This window comes from Mesorhizobium sp. B2-3-11 (genome assembly GCF_006442215.1).
Taxonomy (GTDB): domain Bacteria; phylum Pseudomonadota; class Alphaproteobacteria; order Rhizobiales; family Rhizobiaceae; genus Mesorhizobium; species Mesorhizobium salmacidum.
This window is the reverse complement of the sequence record NZ_VFVS01000019.1, coordinates 53,438-73,864: the sequence shown is the minus strand read 5'-3', so window position 1 is coordinate 73,864 and position 20,427 is coordinate 53,438. Positions and strand designations below refer to the sequence as shown.

At 63.4% G+C, this 20,427-nt stretch carries 20 protein-coding genes; 6 read left to right on the top strand and 14 right to left on the bottom strand.

What is annotated here, in order from left to right:
• Positions 1 to 63 precede the first annotated feature (63 nt).
• The 9 genes from FJ960_RS23400 to FJ960_RS23360 form a co-directional block, all read right to left on the bottom strand.
• The gene (locus FJ960_RS23400) at positions 64 to 531 is read right to left on the bottom strand and encodes a cytochrome c-type biogenesis protein (protein ID WP_140506060.1); all 468 of its coding nucleotides are present in this window, start codon (positions 529 to 531) and stop codon (positions 64 to 66) included.
• Positions 528 to 2,513, bottom strand: a complete 1,986-nt coding sequence (locus tag FJ960_RS23395; RefSeq protein ID WP_140506062.1) for a heme lyase CcmF/NrfE family subunit — start codon at positions 2,511 to 2,513, stop codon at positions 528 to 530. The genes FJ960_RS23400 and FJ960_RS23395 overlap by 4 nt, the downstream gene beginning before the upstream one ends.
• Positions 2,514 to 2,545: 32 nt before the next feature.
• Positions 2,546 to 2,989, bottom strand: coding sequence for a cytochrome c maturation protein CcmE (ccmE, locus tag FJ960_RS23390; RefSeq protein ID WP_140717067.1), 444 nt, complete (start codon positions 2,987 to 2,989; stop codon positions 2,546 to 2,548).
• 8 nt (positions 2,990 to 2,997) lie between these two features.
• Positions 2,998 to 4,137: a c-type cytochrome biogenesis protein CcmI gene (gene ccmI, locus FJ960_RS23385; RefSeq protein WP_140717065.1), complete on the bottom strand. Its 1,140-nt coding sequence runs from the start codon at positions 4,135 to 4,137 to the stop codon at positions 2,998 to 3,000.
• A gap of 124 nt (positions 4,138 to 4,261) precedes the next feature.
• Positions 4,262 to 4,702, bottom strand: a complete 441-nt coding sequence (locus FJ960_RS23380) for a hypothetical protein (protein WP_140506068.1) — start codon at positions 4,700 to 4,702, stop codon at positions 4,262 to 4,264.
• Positions 4,703 to 4,886: 184 nt separating this feature from the next.
• Positions 4,887 to 6,275, bottom strand: coding sequence for an ATP-binding protein (locus tag FJ960_RS23375; protein ID WP_051442678.1), 1,389 nt, complete (start codon positions 6,273 to 6,275; stop codon positions 4,887 to 4,889).
• 28 nt (positions 6,276 to 6,303) lie between these two features.
• The gene (locus FJ960_RS23370) at positions 6,304 to 6,969 is read right to left on the bottom strand and encodes a response regulator transcription factor (RefSeq protein WP_140717063.1); all 666 of its coding nucleotides are present in this window, start codon (positions 6,967 to 6,969) and stop codon (positions 6,304 to 6,306) included.
• An 86-nt stretch (positions 6,970 to 7,055) separates the two neighbouring features.
• On the bottom strand, positions 7,056 to 7,355 hold the full coding sequence (locus FJ960_RS23365) for a hypothetical protein (protein ID WP_140506072.1): 300 nt from the start codon (positions 7,353 to 7,355) through the stop codon (positions 7,056 to 7,058).
• A 170-nt stretch (positions 7,356 to 7,525) separates the two neighbouring features.
• Positions 7,526 to 7,933 carry a DUF3168 domain-containing protein gene (locus tag FJ960_RS23360; protein WP_027143935.1) on the bottom strand — a complete coding sequence of 136 codons (408 nt, stop codon included), beginning with the start codon at positions 7,931 to 7,933 and terminating at the stop codon, positions 7,526 to 7,528.
• 308 nt (positions 7,934 to 8,241) lie between these two features.
• Between FJ960_RS23360 and FJ960_RS23355 the strand changes: the two genes are divergently transcribed.
• Entirely contained in the window at positions 8,242 to 9,030 is a 789-nt protein-coding gene (locus tag FJ960_RS23355) for a fumarylacetoacetate hydrolase family protein (protein ID WP_140717061.1), read from the top strand.
• On the opposite strand, the gene FJ960_RS23350 is transcribed toward FJ960_RS23355, so the two are convergent.
• The 5 genes from FJ960_RS23350 to FJ960_RS23330 form a co-directional block, all read right to left on the bottom strand.
• Positions 9,027 to 9,833, bottom strand: coding sequence for an ABC transporter permease (locus FJ960_RS23350; protein WP_140506075.1), 807 nt, complete (start codon positions 9,831 to 9,833; stop codon positions 9,027 to 9,029). The genes FJ960_RS23355 and FJ960_RS23350 overlap by 4 nt on opposite strands.
• Positions 9,833 to 10,666 (bottom strand): ABC transporter permease, encoded by an 834-nt coding sequence (locus FJ960_RS23345; RefSeq protein WP_140717059.1) that lies wholly within the window; start codon positions 10,664 to 10,666, stop codon positions 9,833 to 9,835. Before FJ960_RS23345 ends, FJ960_RS23350 begins: the two co-directional genes overlap by 1 nt.
• A gap of 22 nt (positions 10,667 to 10,688) precedes the next feature.
• Entirely contained in the window at positions 10,689 to 11,801 is a 1,113-nt protein-coding gene (locus FJ960_RS23340) for an ABC transporter substrate-binding protein (RefSeq protein WP_140717178.1), read from the bottom strand.
• A gap of 76 nt (positions 11,802 to 11,877) precedes the next feature.
• Positions 11,878 to 12,972, bottom strand: a complete 1,095-nt coding sequence (locus tag FJ960_RS23335) for an ABC transporter ATP-binding protein (protein ID WP_140717057.1) — start codon at positions 12,970 to 12,972, stop codon at positions 11,878 to 11,880.
• Positions 12,973 to 13,094: 122 nt separating this feature from the next.
• On the bottom strand, positions 13,095 to 13,991 hold the full coding sequence (locus FJ960_RS23330) for a LysR substrate-binding domain-containing protein (protein ID WP_140717055.1): 897 nt from the start codon (positions 13,989 to 13,991) through the stop codon (positions 13,095 to 13,097).
• 76 nt (positions 13,992 to 14,067) lie between these two features.
• Between FJ960_RS23330 and FJ960_RS23325 the strand changes: the two genes are divergently transcribed.
• From FJ960_RS23325 to FJ960_RS23305, 5 genes are all read left to right on the top strand, one after another.
• Positions 14,068 to 15,669, top strand: coding sequence for an amidohydrolase (locus FJ960_RS23325; RefSeq protein WP_181166638.1), 1,602 nt, complete (start codon positions 14,068 to 14,070; stop codon positions 15,667 to 15,669).
• 23 nt (positions 15,670 to 15,692) lie between these two features.
• The gene (locus tag FJ960_RS23320) at positions 15,693 to 16,625 is read left to right on the top strand and encodes a dimethylarginine dimethylaminohydrolase family protein (protein ID WP_140506082.1); all 933 of its coding nucleotides are present in this window, start codon (positions 15,693 to 15,695) and stop codon (positions 16,623 to 16,625) included.
• A 221-nt stretch (positions 16,626 to 16,846) separates the two neighbouring features.
• A complete protein-coding gene (locus FJ960_RS23315) occupies positions 16,847 to 19,000 on the top strand; it encodes a penicillin-binding protein 1A (RefSeq protein WP_140506084.1) in 2,154 nt (717 codons plus the stop codon).
• A gap of 111 nt (positions 19,001 to 19,111) precedes the next feature.
• Complete coding sequence (locus tag FJ960_RS23310; protein ID WP_140717051.1) at positions 19,112 to 19,696, top strand: DUF1214 domain-containing protein; 585 nt, start codon at positions 19,112 to 19,114, stop codon at positions 19,694 to 19,696.
• Positions 19,689 to 20,258: a DUF1254 domain-containing protein gene (locus tag FJ960_RS23305; protein WP_027143955.1), complete on the top strand. Its 570-nt coding sequence runs from the start codon at positions 19,689 to 19,691 to the stop codon at positions 20,256 to 20,258. Before FJ960_RS23310 ends, FJ960_RS23305 begins: the two co-directional genes overlap by 8 nt.
• Positions 20,259 to 20,427: the final 169 nt, after the last annotated feature.

Sequence of the window (20,427 nt, the reverse complement as noted above, 5' to 3'; positions counted from 1 at the left end):
CGCACATTACGACGCCATTTCCGGCACATGAAACTTTGGTAATGTTAGCGCGCGACTGGGCTGTCAGTCGCGGTGCAGGATCGCGTCTAATGCCGCCTGCTCGTCGGCTGACAGGGATTTCGTCGCCAGCGTCCGGTGCGATCGCGCGCTTAGAGCGATAAATACGCCTCCCACCAGCAGCAACAGAACCGGCGTGCCCCACAGCAACGCGTTGCGCAGGTCGAAACGCGGCTTCAGCAGCACGAACTCGCCGTAGCGGGAAACCACATAATCCATCACCTGCTGGTCGGTATCGCCGGCAACAAGGCGTTGTCGCACCAGGATACGCAGGTCGCGAGCAAGGTCGGCGTCGGATTCGTCGATCGACTGATTCTGGCAGACCATGCAGCGCAAGCCTTCCGACAGCGCCCGCGCCCGCGCCTCGAGTGCCGTGTCGGCCAGCATCTCGTCGGGCTTCACCGCCAGCGCCGTGCCGACGAAGAGCAACGCCAGCAGCAGGACAATCGATGTCAGTGAAAACCTCGCCCTCATGGCAGGCCCGCCGGCGCCACCGCCTGCTTGCGACGGCGCGATGGCGCGCCGACACGCAGGCGTCTGTCCATCAGCGACATGGCCGCACCCGCCATCATCACCAGGCCGCCGCCCCAGATCAGCGTCACCAGCGGCTTCCACCACAGACGCACCACGACCGAGCCGTCCTTGCCCTCGTCGCCGAGCGAAAGGTAGAGCTGGGAGAGGCCGATGGTCTTGATGCCGGACTCCGTCGTCGTCATCTGTCGCACGGGATAGAAACGCTTGGCGGAGCTGATTTCGCCGATTGGGCTGCCGCTGACGCCGATCAGCTCGAAGCGGCCGCGATCCTCGCTGTAGTTCGGTCCCTGCGCGGGGTAGAGCCCGACGAAACGCACCGTGCGGCCGGAGATTTCGACGATTTCACCGGCATGCATGGACAGTATCTTCTCCGTGCCGAAGCAGAGCGTGCCGACGATGCCGAGCACGGTCAGGCCGAGGCCAAGATGCGCGAAAGCGGTCCCGAAGACCGAGCGCGGCAAACCAACCAGGCGCCTGACCATGATCGGCGCGGCGGCATTGCCTAACCCCGCCTTGACGGCGAGGTCGGTCAGCGCGCCAAGGATCAGCCAGACGGCAAGGCCGACGCCAAGCGCGGCAAGCACCGAAGCGCCGTCGATGAACAAGGCCGTGACCAGCGTTGCCAGAAGGGCGGCCGCAAACGCCACCATCAGACGCTGCGCGACGCCAAAGACATCGCCGCGTTTCCAGGCCAGCAGCGGCCCAAAGGGAACCATCACCAGCAGCGGCACCATGAGCGGGGCGAAGGTGAGGTTGAAGAATGGCGCTCCGACCGAAATCTTGTCGGCCGAAAAAGCCTCGACCGCCAACGGATAGAGCGTACCGACCAGCACGGTGGCGGTCGCCGTGGTCAGGAACAGATTGTTGAGGACGAGCGCCCCTTCGCGCGAAATCGGATGGAACAGGCCGCCTGCCGTCAATTTCGAGGCGCGCAGCGCAAACAGTGCCAGCGAGCCGCCGATGAACAACGTCAGGATGCACAGGATGAAGACGCCGCGCGTCGGATCGGTGGCAAAGGCGTGGACGGAAGTCAGGACGCCCGAACGCACCAGGAAGGTGCCAAGCAGCGACAGCGAGAAGGTCAAAATGGCAAGCAGCAGCGTCCAGATCTTCAACGCTGAGCGCTTTTCCATGACGATGGCCGAATGCAGCAGCGCGGTGCCCGCCAGCCACGGCATGAAGGAAGCGTTTTCGACCGGATCCCAGAACCAGAAACCGCCCCAGCCGAGCTCGTAATAGGCCCAGTACGATCCCATCGCGATGCCGCCGGTCAGAAACATCCAGGCGACCAGCGTCCATGGCCGCACCCAGCGCGCCCAGGAGGCATCGATGCGCCCCTCGATGAGGGCCGCGACCGAGAAGGAAAAGCAGATCGAGAAGCCGACATAGCCGAGATAAAGCAGCGGCGGATGAATGGCGAGGCCAAGATCCTGCAGGATCGGGTTGAGATCACGGCCTTCGATGGGCGCCGGATTGAGCCGGATGAAAGGATTGGACGTCGCCAGGATGAACAGGAAAAAGGTAGCGCCAATGGCGCCCTGCACCGCAAGGACGTTGGCACGCAGCGTCGCCGGCAGGTTGGAGCCGAAAGCGGCGACAAGCGCGCCGAAGAAGGTCAGGATCAGCACCCAGAGCAGCATCGAGCCCTCATGGTTGCCCCAGGTTCCGGTGATCTTGTAAATCAGCGGCTGCAGCGAATGCGAGTTCTCCCAGACGGTCGCCAGCGAGAAATCGGAGCTTGCATAAGCGCTCGCAAGTGCGGCGAACGACAGCGCCGTCAGGGCAAAACCGGTCACCGCGACCGGACCGCCGACTGCCATCAGGCGCTGGTTATTCAACCGCGCGCCAAACAGCGGCACGACGGTCTGCACCAGCGAAAGCGCGAACGCCAGAACCAGGGCGAAATGTCCGGTTTCAACCATTCCCGCTACTCACCCTTGCTCTCCCGCCAGAGTTACTCACTCTTGCTCTCCTGCCAGACACCCTTGGCCTTCAGCCCGTCGGCAACTTCCTTGGGCATGTAGCGCTCATCATGCTTGGCCAGGACGCTGTCGGCGACAAAGACACCGTCGGTGCCGAAGGTGCCCTCGGTGATGACACCCTGCTCTTCGCGGAAAAGATCGGGCAGAATGCCGGTATAGGTAACCTTGACCGATTTGTGGGTATCGGTGACCGAAAAGGCAACCGTCGCGCCCTCGCCACGCTGGATAGTGCCTTTTTCGACCAAACCGCCGAGCCTGATGCGCTGGCCGGGCTGCACACTGGCCGAGGTCAGATCGGCCGGCATGTAGAAATAGGACGCCTTCTGGCCAAGCGCGTAGAAGGTCAGGCCGGTGGCGGCGGCGAGGAAAGCCAAGCCGCCCACAATCACCGACAATCGTTTCTGCTTGCGCGTCATGTCAAGTTCTACTCCGTCGCCGTCAAGCCGAGCGAGGCGGCAAAGGCGGTGAATTTCCTGGCTTCGTCACTGTCGGCCCCAAAGACCGCAATGGCGCGGCCCAGCGCATCGCGCGCCTGATCGGTCTTGCCCAGCACGACATAGGAACGAACCAGCCGCATCCATCCTTCCGGGTCGCGCGGATTTTGACGAAGTTTGTCGTCGAGGCCGGCGACCATGGTGTTGATCATGGCTTCCCTGTCCTGCGGCGACATGGAGGATGCCGCATCGACACCGGCGGCATCAGGGCCTTTCGCGGCCGCGCCGGGAGCGACTTCGGGGCCGCCGGATTTGGCCAATGCCTGTTCGACTGCGCCGCGCCATGGCGAATCCGGCGGCAGCGTACCAAGCATCGCCTGCCAGGCCGCGGCCGCTTCCTTGCCGCGGCCCTCCTGCGCCAACGCCATGGCCAGATAGAAGCTGGCTTTCGCATTGGCCGGGTCAAGCTTCAAGGCCGCCTCGAAGGCATCCTGGGCATCGGCCGAAACAATACCGCCCGCGGCACCGGCGATCGCCTCGCCGAGGCCGGCCTGGCGGATGGCGCTGTCGCCGTCGAGGCGTATGGCGTTGCGGTAGGCCGCCGCGGCGTCGGCAAAGCGCTGCATGCGCAGATAGACCGGCGCCAGCACGTCCCAGCCTCTCCCATCGGAAGGATTGGCAGCAAGATGGGCTTCGGCGCGCGCTACCAGCTCATCGACCGAACTGTCGGCGGGGTTCTTGGCCAGCCGGTCGCTGAGCGGCTGCGACGGCAGGTCAGGCGAGCCGATCTGGCTGTAGAGCCCCCAACTGACCAACGGCACCGCCAGCACGGCGACGGTCGCAACAAGTCGTGCCGTGACCGATGCCGACCTGCCGGACGTCTCGCCGGCCGGATCAGCATTGCCCAGGCGAAGGATGCGGCGGGCGATCTCGGCGCGCGCCTCGGCCGCTTCAGCGGGCCCGATCAGGCCACGTGCGGCGTCGCGGTCGAGTTCGGCCAATTGGTCGCGATAGACTTCCAGATCGTGATCGCCGCTCGATGGCGCGCCCTTGGAGGCCCCGGCCAGCGGCAAAAGCACCGCCAGGCTAGCGCCCAGCGTGAGAATTGCGGCTATGACCCAGAACAGCATGGTTCTTCCAATAACGGCAGAGCCCTGCCCTGCCAACACAGGCATCCTGCGACGCTTTGACGGCAGGCACGCCGAATGTCCTTGATCGACATCAACTGACCGGATCGCAACCGGACCCGGTTGGCTAGGTCAATGGCGTCCAACTGCCGTCGGCATTGCGGCAGGCCGTTCCGTGCGCCGTGACACTGGCGCTGCCGGTGAATACCGTCTGCGTGTACTGGCGGCAATCCTGCGAACCAACGCGGTAAGGCTGGGCTGGAACCACCTCGCCATGGCGCGACGCCTGATCGCCCTTCCACGCCACCTTCTGGCCGCTCGTCGTATATTCAAGCGCCTTGTATTCGGCCTCGAGCGCGCTGCGCTTTTCGGTATCGTTCAGGCCATTGCCGATCGACCCGCCAATGAGACCACCGCCCATGGCGGAAATGATGGACTTGGTGACAACCTTGCCGCTGGCCGGAGGCGTCGAGGCCGGTGTCGCCGGCACGGTCGGGCCCTTGCCGCTCAAGGTGGTGCAGCCCGATACGGCCAGCAAGGCGGAAACAAGCGCGACGCGAATCTTCATGCCAACAACCGGTATTCCTGAGTTGGAGCCTGCCATGGATGCGCGGGGAGCATCATCTGAGAAGTGGGCGTGGCCATAGTGTTGATATTTGCCGGAAATTTGGCCGCCGCCGGCCAGTCCGAGGTCAATCGATATGCCGCCATAGCATGGGCCGCCCGTCGGTGTCGATTGGCCTGGGGAAACGTCACTGAAGGCTCCGCAATCGCACCACTGCCTTTAATCCACCCATGCCGGACCGTTCCAGCACCAGCCCGCCTCCATATTCGTTGACGAGGTCGGCGACGATGGCGAGGCCCAGACCCGTTCCAGGCTTTGTCTCGTCCAGGCGGCGTCCACGCTTCATGGCTTCGCGCGCCTTGTCTTCGGGAATGCCAGGGCCGTCGTCGTCGATGCTGATCTCGAACAGGTTGTCACCGCTGCTGGCCAAGGGCGCAACCGTAACCGACACCGCGCTCTTTGCCCACTTCATCGCATTTTCGAGAAGGTTGCCAAGCAGTTCCTCGAGGTCCTCGCGTTCGCCGGCAAAGATGAGCTCGGCCGCGGGCAACGACAGCGACAGACTGGTCTGCGGGTTGAGCTTCTGCAATACGCGCACCATGCGCTGCACCAGCGGTGCCACCGGCGTGCGGTAGACGACGCTGTCGCGCTGCGCCGCGACGCGGGCGCGCTGCAAATAATGGTCGATCTGCTTTTGCATGGACGCGGCCTGCTCGGCGATCAACTGTCCCTTGGCGCCGCCAAGCGCCCGGCCCTCGTTGAGCAGAACGGCAAGCGGTGTCTTCAGCGAATGGGCGAGATTGCCGACCTGCGTCCGCGAGCGCTCGACAATGCGTTTGTTGTTTTCAATCAACGCGTTGGTTTCGTTGGCTAATGGTTCGATCTCGGCCGGGAAGCGGCCGTCGAGCCTCTGCGCGGTGCCCTCGCGCACCATGGCAAGTGCGTTCCGGACCCTGCGCAGCGGCTGCAGCCCGAGCAGGATGGCGATGGCGTTGATGGCGATCATGCCGATGCCGAACAGGCTGAGATAGGTCAGCAAGCGGCGCTGGAAGGTTCCTATTTCCTGCTCCAACTCGGTCTTGTTGCCCATGACGCGGAAGCGCGCGGCGCGGTTCTTGGCATCGAGAACGAATTCGCTCTCGAACACTACCAGTTCCTCGCCATTAATGCCTTGCGCGGCATAGCTGCGCTGGAAATTGGCGTTGAAGGGAACATCCGCCACGTCGGGCGACGGGATGGTCCGGGTCATGGACGAAGAATGAAGATCGCCATGCACGCCTTCCGAGGCGGGCTCGACGGACCAGTACCAGCCCGAATTCGGTTCCGAGAAACGGAGGTCGCCAAGATCGGGGGAACCGGTCAGCGCACCGCTGTCGGAAATGCCGATGGAGCCGATCAGGTTGAACAAATGCGCCGACAGCAAACTGTCGAAGCCCCGCTCGCTGGCCTGGCGGTAGAGCGTGGTGATCAGGGTGAAGATGACGACCAGGGTCAGGATCGCCCACACGGTGGAGAAGGCGATGACGCGGAACGTCAGCGAACGCGGCCAAGCGCGCAGCGAAAGCCGTCTGCCCACGGTTGAGTTGGTAGCGAGCGGTTCCGCCTTACGCCTCCGGCTCACGCATGCGGTAGCCCATGCCGCGCACGGTTTCGATCATGTCGATGCCCATCTTCTTGCGCAGCCGCCCGACAAAGACTTCGATGGTATTGGAGTCGCGATCGAAATCCTGGTCGTAGAGATGCTCGACCAGTTCGGTGCGCGAAACGACCTCGCCCATGTGGTGCATCAGATAGGCAAGCAGCCGGAATTCGTGCGAGGTCAATTTCAGCGGCATGCCGGCGACATCGGCCTTCGAAGCCTTGGTGTCGAGACGCAGCGGCCCACAGGTCAGTTCCGACGAGGCGTGGCCGGCGGCGCGGCGGATCAGGGCCCTGACCCGCGCCAGCACCTCCTCGATGTGGAACGGTTTGGTGACGTAATCGTCGGCACCGGCATCGATGCCGGACACCTTGTCGCTCCAGCGGTCACGCGCGGTCAGGATCAGCACCGGCATCTTGCGGCCGCCGCGACGCCAGCGCTCGACCACGCTGATGCCGTCCATCTGCGGCAGGCCGATGTCGAGGACGACGGCATCGTAAGGCTCTGTGTCGCCGAGGAAATGGCCTTCCTCGCCGTCGAAGGCACGGTCGACGACATAGCCGGCATCGACCAGCGCATCCGAAATCTGCCGGTTGAGATCCTTGTCATCCTCGACAACGAGTACGCGCATGCGGGGACCAATGCCTGTTGAGGTTTCAGATATAGGCCGATTCCGCCGGCCTGGGAAACGGAGCCCTGTAGGAAGGGAAGACTGCGTCAGTTCTGTGGAACGACGATTTCGGAGCGGCGCGGACGCTGCCCGTCCTTGCCGGGCACGAGCACGACGATGACGCAGACCGGCTGGCCACCACGCGTCGACGCCGAAGCCTTGGCGAGTGTTCCGCCATTCTGCTGGGCCACCTGCTGACCGATCGCATAACAGTCGGATGCGGCCAGGACGATCGGGCTGGGCTGGTCGGGCCCGATCACCGGTATCGCCATTGCCTGCGACGCAAACAGCCCGGCGGCACCAAGCGCCAGGGTCGCGGTTCGGAAATGGGAGCGAAGCGTTTTCATGACCGGCGTTCTAACGCGTCGGTGCTGAACGTGAAATGAACGGTGAACGGCCCTGAAACCATGCTCGCCACACCCCTGCAACGCGAGACAGACAATCTGGATTTCACCGCCCCACCAGTGAAACCCGCGAAAACCAGTTTAGACTCCGTTTCGGTGAGATTGAAAGCGCGTCAGGCGTTTTCCTGCGTCAGCGCTCGGAATCGCAGCAGACCATGATGGACAAGCAGTTCCTCATCATAACGCGCCTCGCTGAATTCCAGCGACAGCCGCGTCTGGCCACGCGGGCCGATCACCAGCACCGCGTCGGCAAGGCGTGCTTCGATGGCAGCCATGATGGCAAGCGTTTCGGCTTCACCATGGGCCTTCGACCAGACATGCAGCGTGATCAGTTGGTCATCGTTGTTCTCAGCGCCAGTATGCCAGTCGAAGGCCGAGGTCTGTCCTGAAGTCACATAGGGAAAGGCGACGTTGTCGGTTGGCCGCTCGAGCAGTCCGGCGCCGCCCAGCAGCGCCGACAGCGAAGCATCGCTTTTCAACCTGAGGAACAGGGCCTGCTGCAAATCACCGGGCGCGGTCATCGTCCATTTCCTCAAGCCGTTGCGCGACTGGCAATGCTTTCCCAAAGCCTGTCCGTGTCCGCATCCCTTCGCAGATATAGCGGTTCGCCACGCAAAGACGATGGCGATTCGTCATCGGAATGATGAACGCCTATGATCTCGAAAATACGACTTGCCGACAATCTCGTCAGCCGGCGCGGTAGAGCCTCGCAAATGAATCATGAGCGTGGTCACGTGGTCTTGCCATATATAGGCTGGTGCCTACGATGGAATGTTCCTTGCAGGCGTGGCCGGACAGAGGGCATGTTCCCGATTTTCGGGAGTTGACCATGCTCGATCCAGAAAAGGCCAGGGCCGCGTCGCATCTGCTGGTAAGTCATTGGGACAAGGGCACCCATCTCGCCACCATACCTGAGGAGCTGCGGCCGAAGACGCGGGCCGAAGGCTATGCCATCCAGGCCCATGTCATGGATCGTTCGGCGGCCCCGCTTTTCGGCTGGAAGATCGCGGCAACCAGCCTTGCCGGTCAAAGGCATATCAATGTCGACGGCCCTATGGCCGGGCGCCTGCTGGCAGAGAAAGCGGTCGAGGTTGGCGGCACCGTCTCGCTGGCGACAAGCAAGATGCGGGTCGCCGAGGTCGAATTCGCTTTCCGATTCGGCCGCCAGGTCCCACCTCGCCCGGCACCTTATGAAATCGCTGAAGTGATGGATGCCGTGGCGACCTTGCACCCGGCAATCGAAATACCGGATTCACGCTATGACGATTTCTGCGCCGTCGGCGCGCCGCAGCTGATAGCGGACAATGCCTGCGCCAATCTCTTTGTCATCGGCCAGCCCACGCAAGACGAATGGCGCGACGTGAATCTCGCGGAGTACCCGGTGACCGGTCTTGTTTCGGGCAAGTCGCGGCACGACGGAACCGGCGCGGCTGTCCTCGGCGATCCCCGTATTGCGCTCACATGGCTGGTCAATGAGCTGTCGGGTCTCGGTATAGCGCTTCAGCCGGGCCAGGTGGTGATCACCGGCACTTGCTTGACGCCGATACGCGTCGAGGCCGGTGACGAAGTGATCGGCGATCTGGGCAGGTTTGGCAAAGTCTCGGTGCGGTTTGTCTAATGCTCGCCGCGCTGCCTGACCGCGAGGCTCCTCACCGCCAGAACCAGCACCGTGATGATGATCAAAATCACCGAAAGCGCCGCGATCGCCGGGTCGATGTTGTCGCGCAGGCCCATCCACATCAGGCGCGGCAGCGTGATGGCATTGACCGAGGTGATGAACAGGGTGACGCCGATCTCTTCCCAGGAGAGCACGAAGGAGAGCAGTGCCGCGGTGACGATGCCGAACTTGATGTTAGGCATGATGATGCGCGTGGCGCGTTCCCCCACGCTTGCGCCAAGGCCGCGCGCGGCAAGGTCGATGCGGCGGTCGAGCTGGCTGAGCGAGACCAGGATCAGCACGGTCGCGAACGGCACCGTCATCACCGAATGCGCCATGGCAACGCCGAGCCAGGTGTCGTAGCCGAAGAAGGAACTGACGCCGGAGATCGAGGTGAGCAGGAAGTAGAGCGTGATCGCCGAAACCACGGGTGGCACCACCATCGGCAAAAGCACAAAGCCGACCAGGGCTGCCGTAAAGCGCGGCTGGAACATCCATACACCAAGGCTGAAACAAAGCGCCAGTACAGTTGAAATGGCGCTGCTGACAATGCCGATGCGGATCGAAAGCAGAATCGACTGGAGCCAGCGCGGATCCTCAATCAACGACCGATAATGGCGCAGCGACAATTCACCCGTCGGCATCGCCAGCATGCGGCTAGGCGTCAGCGATACCGGAATGACGGCGAGCAGCGGCATAAGCAGGAACAGCGCCACCAGGGCGGCGATAACCAGCGAGACAGGACCGGGGCGATAAGTCGGCATCAGATAAGCTGCTTCGGTCTGACATAACGGAACAAGAGCGCCATCAGCGCGCCGACGAACAGCACCAGCACTACGCTGATCGCAGCTCCCAGCCCCCAGTCCGGGCTCTGGAATATCCTGAGATAGATCAGCTCGGCGATCATGACGCTGCGGCCGCCACCGAGAATCGCCGGCGTTACGAAGAAGCCGAGCGAGAAGACGAACACGATCATCGCGGAGCCGATAATACCGGAGCGCGTCATCGGCACGAACACCGTCCAGAAGGTGCGCATGCGGCTGGAGCCGAGGCCGCGCGCTGCCAGCAGCACACGGTCGTCCAGGCTGCGCATGGCCGAAGCCAGCGGAAAGACGGCGAACGGAATGAGGAAATGGGTCATACCGACAATGACGCCGAACTCGTTGCGCACCAAAGTCAGCGGTTCGGAGATGAAACCGATCGACTGCAGCCAGGTGTTGATCAGGCCGCGATTGGACAGCAGCGCCACCCAGCCGAAGGCTCGCGTCAGCACCGAGATCCAGAACGGCACCAGGATACAGAATTCGGCGATGAGGCGCTGCGCCGGGCTGCCGCGCACCCAGACCACCGTGATGGCATAGGCGGCGGCGACTGACACAACTGTGACAATGGCGGCGATGCGCAGCGTGCGGATGAACACCGACTGCACCAGATCGTCGGTGAGCAACGCCTTGTATTGGCCAAGCCCGGGCGTCGGCAAGGTGAAGCTCCACTTCACCACGCCGAGAAACGGCCAGGCATAGGCAAGGCTGAGAAACAGGAGCAGCGGCGCCATCAACAGCGCCGCGCCCATCCTGTCGGAGAGAACGCCTCTCATGTCAGTTCAGCATCGCCGCCGATCAGGCGGAGATGATCTTGGTGTATTCGTCGAGTGCCGCACCGTAGTTCTTCGCGTACCAATCCATGTCGAGTGCGATCTGCTTCTTCATGTTCTCGGGATCGACGGGGTTGATGCGCCTCTTGTCGGCAGGGATCAGCGAATCGGCCGCCGGATTGGCCGGACCCTGGCCGAGCTTGTCGAACATCACCAACTGCTTTTCCGGATCCTGTGCGCTGGCGATGAACTTCATCGCAGCATCCTTGCCGCCGGGGTTGTTCTTGAGCACGGCCAGCGCGCCGGGCGAGATCAGGCCCTGGTCCCAGATGAACTTGATCTTGCCGCCGGAATCCTGCTCGATCAACGAGGCGCGCGTCGACCAGACGATCGCCATCGAGGCTTCGCCATTGAGCAGCACGCTCTGGCTCTCGGCGCCGCCGCCCCAATAGGCGACGACGTTTTCCTTGAAGGCTGATATCTTGTCGTGCGCCCGCTTCAAGTCGAGCGGATAGAGCGAAGCCGGCGCGATACCGTCGGCCAGAAGGGCCGCTTCCCAGCTCGAGACGCCCCATTTGTAGAGGGAACGCTTGCCCGGGAATTTCTTCACATCGAAGAAATCGGCCATGCCGGTCGGTGCATCCTTGCCGTATTTCTCGGAATCGTAGGCGATGACATAGGAGAAGAAATAGGTCGAGGCGGCATAGTCCCAGCCGAAGCCCGGCCGCATCTTCTTCTTGTCGACGATGTTGTAGTCGATCGGCTCGAGCATGCCTTGCGCGCCGAGCGTAATGGCCGAGAACGGGTCGACGTCGACCAGGTCCCAGGTCGGGGCGCCGCTTTTAAACTGCGCGGCGATCGCGCCTTCGGTCGGGCCCGAGCCGTCCATCTTGACGGTGATGCCGGTTTCCTTGGTGAAAGCCTGGCCATAGGCCGCGTCATAGGCCGTGATGGCGTCGCCGCCCCAGTTGACCAGCACAAGTTCCTTCGCAGCGGCGAATGCGCCGCTCGAACGCAGCAGCATTGGCGTGCCAGCGAGCACGAGCGCCGCCAACTGTGTGAACTGGCGGCGCGAAATCTCGCCGCGTCTCGTCCTTTCGGACAGCGTTTCGATGGCCTGTTTTTTGGTGTCGTTCATGTTCATGTCAGTTCCCCTTTGTTTTTGTTGATTTTAATTACGGAAGCCGGTGCGGCGGATCAGGCCCCACTGGCGCTCATTGTCCTCCGTCCGGAAGGAGGAAACCCTTTTCCGCCGGCCATGTCAGCCAGACGGAATTGCCCTTGCTGAGAGCAGCCGCCGCGACCTCGTTGGGCACCGAGACGGTTACTTTGGCACCCTGGCGGGTGGTGAGGTCGAGCTTGGTTGCCGCCCCCAGATAGGTCGAGGCGATCGCCGTCGCGGCAATGCCGTTCTCTCCGGCGGCGGCCTCGCGCGCTATCGACATGTGTTCGGGCCGGATTGCCAGGATGGCGTTGGCACCGACAGTCGCCGAATTGCCGCGCAGGCTGACGGCGCGGTCCTCGCAAAGGCCGGTGGCCCCGTCATCGGCGCTGCGCACGCCTTTCAGCGGCAGCATGTTGATCTCGCCCAGAAATTCGGCGACGAAGCGATTGGCCGGCCGATCGTAGACCTCGTCCGGCGCCCCGACCTGCAGCAGTTTGCCATGGTTGAAGATGGCGACGCGAGACGACAGCGCCAAGGCCTCGCTCTGGTCGTGGGTGACGAAGACGAAGGTGGTGCCGGTCTCCTGGTGCAGGCGCTTCATCTCGGCCTGCATCTGGCCGCGCAGGCTCTTGTCCAGCGCTGAAAACGGCTCGTCGAGCAAAAGCACGCCCGGCTCGAACACCAGCGCGCGGGCAAGTGCGACGCGCTGCTGCTGGCCGCCGGAAAGTTGCGACGGCAATTTCTTCTCGTGCCCGATCAGACCGACGCGCTCGATCATCTCACCGACGCGCTTCTTGATCTCGGTGGCCGATTTCTTGCGGACCTTGAGCGGGAAGGCGATGTTGGCCTCGACGCTCATATGCGGGAACAATGCATAGCCCTGGAACACCATGCCGGCGGCACGCTGCTCGGCCGGGCGGTCGGTGATGTCGGCGCCGTCGCTGAAAAGCCTGCCCTCGGTCGGCTGCACGAAGCCGGCCAGGATCATCAGGAAGGTGGTCTTGCCGGATCCGGAAGGGCCAAGCAGCGTCAGGAACTCGCCGCGACCAATATCGAGCGTCAGATTGTCCAGCGCACGGAACGAGCCGAAGCTCTTGCCGATCCCGATTGCCTTGATCTCTGCGGCCCGGCCGGGTTGCTGCATCCTGCCTCTATCCTTACCGTTAAGCCAAATCGTAGGCAGGGCCGAAGCTCACCGCAACCGAATAGTTTTCGCCTGATCGGCAAATTTCATTCATCTATGGCGGGCCGACGCCACCCTGCCCCTCAATGAGGCTGAATGCGGTTCTCGGAGAGCGTCGACCTCAGCCATCCCGCGAACGCTTCCAGGACCGGGTGCGAGGCCTTGGCGTGCTCGGAGACCAGGAAATAGGAGCGCGGCGACTTGATCGCGATGTCGAACGGCCTGACCAGACGGCCTTCGCTCAGCGCGCGGCGGCTGGTCAGTTCGTCACCCATGGCAATCCCCTGGCCGGCGATCGCCGCGGAGAAGACGAGGTTCATGTCGGAAAAGAAGATACCGCCTTCGGTGTCCGGGTTTTCGACCTTGGACAGCGCCAGCCAGCGTGCCCAGTCCTCGGTGTCGTCGAGATGGAGCAGATTGGCGCGCAGCACGTCCGCCGGCCGGGAAAAGCCGCCGACCTTGTTGAGCAGCGTCGGGCTGCAAAGCGGCGTGAACGAGATTTCGCACAACAGTTCGGCCATGCGGTTCGGCCAGTTGCCGACGCCAAACGCGATGAAGGCGTCGGCATCGGCATTGCTGACGTCGTCGAGCCGCCTGGGCGTCAGGATGCGCAGCGCCACATCGGGATACATCTGCCGGAACTCGCCGATATGGGTGCACAAGAACAGCGAGGCGAAGCCTGGCGTACAAGAGACGGCGAACGAGCCGCCGACGCCAGTGCCGGCATCGCGCGTGACCGCATCGCCCAGCACTGTCAGCGCCTTGCGCACGTCGCTGGCATAGCGCTGGCCACGCGGGGTGAGCGCCACGCCCTTGCCGATGCGTTCCAGCAGATCGAAGCCAAGGTCGCGTTCTAGCAGCCGCAGCTGATGGCTTACCGCGCTGCGCGTCAGGTGCAGTTCGTCGGCTGCGCGCCAGACGCTGCCATGCCTGGCGAAACTGTCGAGGGCGCGCAGCGCCTGTGTGGATGGAATTCTCAAGAGGTGAACCGAATTTGCACGAACCGGGAAAACATATCACTTTTTGGCGAGCCGCTTCACTGCTTTCTTTTAGAGCATGGACAAACCGGTGACGACATCGGCGCAAGAGACCGCGCTTGCCTGCCTCGACGGCATCCAGCCCCTGCTGTCGGCCTGGACACGCACCATCTTCGATTTCGGCGAGACCGCGTGGCGCGAGTACCAATCGGCCGCCTGGTATGTCGATCGGCTCAAGCGCGAGGGATTTTCGGTCGAGGAAGGCTCGGGCGGCATGCCGACCGCCTTCTGCGCCCACTGGACAAACGGCGCCGGACCGACCGTCGGCATGTATGCCGAATATGACGCAGTGCCCGGCAACTGCCAGGACGCCGTGACGGTGAGGCAGCCGCGGCCTGGCCTTGGCGACGAGGCCGGCGGCCATACCGATCCGCATTCGGGGCTTGGCATAGCAAGTCTCGGCGGGCTGCTCGCGACCAAGGCCGCCATGCAGCGCGACGGTATTCAAGGCACGCTGCGCTTCACCGGCGAACCGGCCGAAAAGGTACGCGGCTCGAAGCCGATCCATGCCGCCAAAGGCTATTATGACGGCCTTGCCGGCATGATCTCCTTCCATCCCTTCTATATGCTGCCGCTCTGCAACACCGCGCGCTGGGACACGCATTGCGGTGCGGCCTACGCGATGATCTATCGCTTCGTCTGCGACGAACCCGAAAATTGGGTTCGCGCAGGCGACGGCGCACCGATCCCGCAGGCGCATTCGGCGGTCAGGGCACCGGGCGCCAACGATGCGCTGATGACCATGTTCATGACCTCCAAGGCGTTGCGCGATTCCATGCTCCCGCACCAGGGCGGCTGGTCGATCAGCGAGGCGATCCTGACGGCTGGCCAGGCCACGGCCGACAATCTGCCGGCAGGCCTTGCCGAGATCCAGTACATGATCCGCGTGCCGACGCTTCGTATGGCCGAGCAGGTGACGGCGGTGCTCGACCGCAACGCCGCGGCCGCGGCCGCGATCAGCGGCTGCCGCTACGAACGGCACTGGGTGTCGAAGTCGCGGCCGGGGCTCGCCAACCACGCCATGGCCGGGATTGCCTACGAAGCCCTGTCAATTGTCGGACCACCTCGCTGGGACGAAGCCGCCAAGACGATCGCGCGGGAAATCCAGGTCAATGCCGGCGGCACCACGACCGAAAACCCCTTTATCGACGAACTGGAACGGCTGATTTCGCCGCAAGAGGCCGAGGCGATCTTGCGCCGCGACTTGCCGCCGTCGCAGGTGAATTCGACTTCCGACGACTACACCGACATGAGCTGGCACGCGCCGACCGCGCGCTTCTATGTCGCTCGCCCAGCGCTCCGCTCGGCAAACGGCCACGCTTTTCCGGCATGGGTGATGAATGCGCTGGGCGGCATTCCCGCGACGATCGATCCGATGGTCATCTGCGCTGCCAAGACGGTCGCGCTGGCGGCGCTGCGCCTGCTCGAGGACAAAATCGCCCGCGAGGAGGCGATGAGCGAGTTCACCACCCGTACCGGCGGCGGCGTTGGCGGCTCCAACTGGATCGCCCCGCTCTGCGACTACGAGCCGCCGATCAATTTCCGCTGGCCGGAATATGTCACCACGCCGCGCGGGCGCGACTGGTGGATACCAAACAATGCGCGACCGACCAATTCTTGAGAACAAGCAACGAGGAGAACCGCATGACCGTTCATGACCGCATCATCGCCGAGCCGTTTTCGCTGCAGCGCCGCAATCCCTCCGGCGGCACCAAGCCGCTGACCGTTTGGGGTTTCGCCAACGAGACCGACGTGTTGACCGACGTGCTGCTCGGCTCGCCGAATTTCCTGCGTCACCTGTCGACCAGCTCGCTCTCGCGAAAACATCTGCGCGAGGCGCCCTGCAACGTCCAGATCGCGCAGGCGCAGCATAAGGATCTGGTCGCGGCTTACGAGCATTTCGGCGTCAACATCCATTGGCACGAGCCGATGCCGGAACTGCCGATGCAGGTCTATTCCCGTGATTCCAGCGTCATGACGCCTTATGGCGCGATCATCACCGCCATGGCCAATTGGTGGCGGCGCGGCGAAAACTACGCGGCCATCCGCACCTATGAAAAGCTCGGCATCCCGATCTACGACATGGTGACCGCAGGCACCTTCGAGGGCGGCGACTTCAACGTCATCGAGGACGGCGTGGTGCTGATCGGCTGCGGCGGCGCGCGCACGCAGGAGGAAGGCGCCCGCCAGGTGCAGGCCTGGTTCGAGAAGGAAGGCTGGGAGACGCGCATCGCATTCATCGACGAATATTACGTCCACATCGACCTGATGGTGGTGCCGATCGCCGAAAAGCTCACTGCCGTCTGCCTCGCCTGCACCGAGCCCGGCATCGTCGACTGGCTGAAGGGCAAGGGTCACGAGATCATCGACGTCCCCTTCCAGGACACGATGGCGCTAGGCTGCAACTTCATGTCGCTGGGCAAGGACCGGGTGATCGCGCCGACATCCAGCAAGACACTGATCGAAAAACTCAAGGCGCGCGGCTTTGAGGTGGCGGCCGTCGACATGAGCGAAATCTCCAAGACCGGCGGCGGAATCCATTGCATGGCGCAGGCGCTGAAGCGCGAAGCGGCCTGATAGCTCGGGGAAGCAAATCTCCCCTCGCTCGCCGGTCGCAGAATCTGGCGGGCGAGGAACCGGCCCGCCGGCTACCTGGCCTTCCATCGACAAACCTTGCGGCTGTGTCCTCGCCGCCCTTGTGGGTGTCGGTAAAATGGATGAATAGTCCAACAGGTCGCCGCCCTGAAATTGCCCGCTTGCGGTTTTCAGGTCGGGCCAGAGCCGAGCCGGGTTTTTGAATGGTCAACCCTGAACCACGCAAGAGAAGAGGTCCGATCGCCTCCCGCCTTCTGGCGCTGGACGCGTGGCTCGATTCCTCTCTCTATGAGATCGGGTTCAAGGCGCGCCAGTTCTGGGAGGCCGCGACGATCTTCTCGCGGCGCTTCCGTCTCAAGGGCTGGCGCCGTGGCTTCATCGAACTTTTGAGCGAAGGTTTTACACTCGGCGCCGGCGGCATGGTGGTGATGCTGGCGCTGGCGATACCCGCTTTCCAGGACACCACCGGTGACTGGCGTGCCCAGGGCGACTTCGCCGTCACCTTCCTTGACCGGTACGGCAACGAGATCGGCCAGCGCGGCATCATCCAGCGCGATTCCGTGCCGGTCGACGAGATGCCGGACCACGTCATCAAGGCGGTGCTCGCCACCGAGGATCGCAGGTTTTTCGATCATTACGGTATCGACGTGCTCGGCCTGTCGCGCGCGATCTTCGAGAATGTGCGGGCAAACTCGGTCGTCCAGGGCGGCTCCAGCATCACCCAGCAGCTGGCCAAGAACCTGTTCCTGACCAACGAGCGCACGTTCGAGCGCAAGATCAAGGAAGCCTTCCTGTCGCTGTGGCTGGAGGCCAATCTGTCGAAGAAAGAAATCCTGCAGCTCTATCTCGACCGCGCCTATATGGGCGGCGGCACGTTCGGCATCGAGGCGGCGGCGGATTTCTATTTCGGCAAGAGCGTCAAGGACCTGAACCTTGCCGAGGCGGCGATGCTCGCCGGCCTGTTCAAGGCGCCGACCAAATACGCGCCGCACATCAACCTGCCGGCGGCGCGCGCTCGCGCCAATGTGGTGCTGTCCAACCTTGTCGATTCCGGTTTCATGACCGAAGGCCAGGTGCTGCAGGCAAGACTGCATCCGGCCGATGTCGTCGATCGCGGCGAACAGAAAAGTCCCGACTATTTCCTCGACTGGGCCTTCGACGAGGTCAAGAAGATCGCCAAGCCCGGCCAGCACTCGCTGGTCGCTCACACCACCTTCGACGCCAACATCCAGAAAGCGGCGGAGGAATCCGTCGAGTTCCACCTGCGCCAGTTCGGCAAGGAATACAACGTCACCGAAGGTGCCGTGGTGGTCATAGAGACCAATGGTGCGGTGCGAGCGATCGTCGGCGGCCGTGACTACGGCGCCAGCCAGTTCAACCGCGCCACCAAAGCGCTGCGCCAGACCGGCTCGTCGTTCAAGCCCTATGTCTACGCCACGGCGATGGAACACGGTTTCACGCCGAACTCGATCATTTCTGGCGGGCCGATCAGCTGGGGCAACTGGTCACCGCATAACTACAGCGGCGAATCGGCGGGCAACATCACCCTGATCATGGCGATGGCCAAGTCGATCAACACCGTGCCGGTGCGGCTGGCCAAAGACCATCTCGGCATCGCGCCGATCAAGGCATTGGCGGAATCGTTTGGCGTGGAATCGCCGCTCGAAGGGCACAAGACGATGGTGCTCGGCACCTCGGGCATGACCGTGATGGACCAGGCGACGGGCTACAGCGTGTTCGCCCAGAACGGCTTCGTCGGCTCCCGGCACGGCATCACCCAGCTCGTCACGCGTACCGGCGACGTGGTTTACGACTGGACCAAGGACGCGCCGCCGCCGCACCGCGTGCTGTCCGAGCAGGCCCTGAAATCCATGAACACCATGCTGACGGCCGTGCCGGTGATGGGCACGGCGCGGCGGGCGCAAATTCCCAACATCGTCGTCGCCGGCAAGACCGGCACGACGCAGTCCTACCGCGATGCCTGGTTCGTCGGCTTCACCGGCAACTACACGGCGGCAGTGTGGCTGGGCAATGACGATTTCACACCGACCAAGAACATGACCGGCGGCTCGCTGCCGGCGATGGTATGGCAGCGGATGATGGTCTACGCGCACCAGAACATCGACCTGAAGCCGATCCCCGGCATCGACAAACCCTTCGTCGACGAGGAGATCGCGGCCAAGGCCGCCGAGGCGCAGAAGAAGACCGAGGAGCAGGCAGCGGCCGATACCGCCGCCGAGCGGCCGCCGGTGCTGTCCAGCCGAACCACGCAGACGCTGAGGGACATGAGCCAGCTGTTCCAGACGGCGCCCAAACTCGACGCCCCCACTCCACCCGAAACGCTTTCGGCCCTGTGACATCCGCCCCGGCGCGAGCCGGGTCGGCAGGCAAATCCATCACGCCGGCTTGCCACAAGACCCCGCGCCGCGATATCCCCGAACTGCAATCCTTCGCGCACCCGGCCCTTCATGCTCAAGAATGCCCTCCTGATGCTGATTTCACTTGCCATAGCCATTGGCGGGGGCGGCGCCAGCGTCTGGTATGCGCTGAAGATCCAGGACGGGGTCGGCGCAATCAGGATCGGCCAGTGGACCGCCTTCCCCGACATCGGCACACCGGCCGCGGACCCCTATTCCAAGGCGCGCGTGGCGCGCGAGGGGGTGCTGGCGCTCGGCCGCGCCGAAGGCCTGTCCTTCGTGGCGGAAAACGACGCCGCCGGCGACCAGCTCAAGCGGGAATGCGCCTACAGGGTCGAGGGTGGATTTCCGACAGCCCGATTCTGGACGCTTTATGCCGCCGATCGATCGCTCGGCGTCGTCGAGACAGGCAAATCCCGGCTTGCGGCACTTCAGTCCTACGGGGTGCTGCGCCAACCGGACAATTCCGTGATCATCTCCGTCGGCCATCACCCGATGCCGGGCAACTGGCTTCTGACCGACGGTTCCGGGAAGATGTATTTCGTCCTGACCTTCTACGACACGCCGATCGCCAGCAGCACCGGCCTGTCCGACGTTTCGCTGCCCAGGATCGTGAGGGCGGGCTGCGATGCGTAGTTTGCATGCCGCCCTGCGCAGGCTTCTGCACGCCGTCCTGCTCGGCCTCGTCGGCGCCGGCATTGTCCACATTATCGTCCTGCTTCTGGTGCCGGATTTTTCCGAACGTGACGCCTGGTCGCGTCTTTCCATGGCATCCGATCTCTACAGGATGAACCGGCTCGATGCCGAAGCCGGCGGCGCGCCGGTGGTGAAATCGGTCGACCCGCTGTTCTATGCCACGGCCTGCCGCTTCGACCTCGAGGAAGGAATGGTCCGGATCAAGGCGCCGGGCGACGTCCCCTTCTGGTCGGTGTCCGTCTATGACCGCAGCGGTCACAACATCTATTCCTTCAACGACCACACGGCGACCGGTGGCAAGCTGGATGCGGTCGTGCTGACGCCGGCGCAGATGATCGACGTGCGCAAGGACCTGCCTGAAGACCTCCAGGGAGCGATTTTCGTCGAAGCGCCCATCGACGAAGGCATCTTCGTCATCCGCAGCTTCGTGCCGGACGAGAGCTGGAAGCCGATCGTGTCGCGCTTTCTCGATCAGAGTTCCTGCGAGTTGCAGGATTTCTAGGGCTTCAGCAAGCTCAGTGGTGCGGCACGGGCGGCCGTGGCGATCCCGGCTTGTCTGGCCCCGCGGGCCGCGCTTCGCCGGTGCTGGACCGCTCATAGCGGATGCCGGGAAATATGATTACGGCCGCCGGTATTTCGGTGGTTTGCTTTGCTCGATTGGTCGGTGCCGC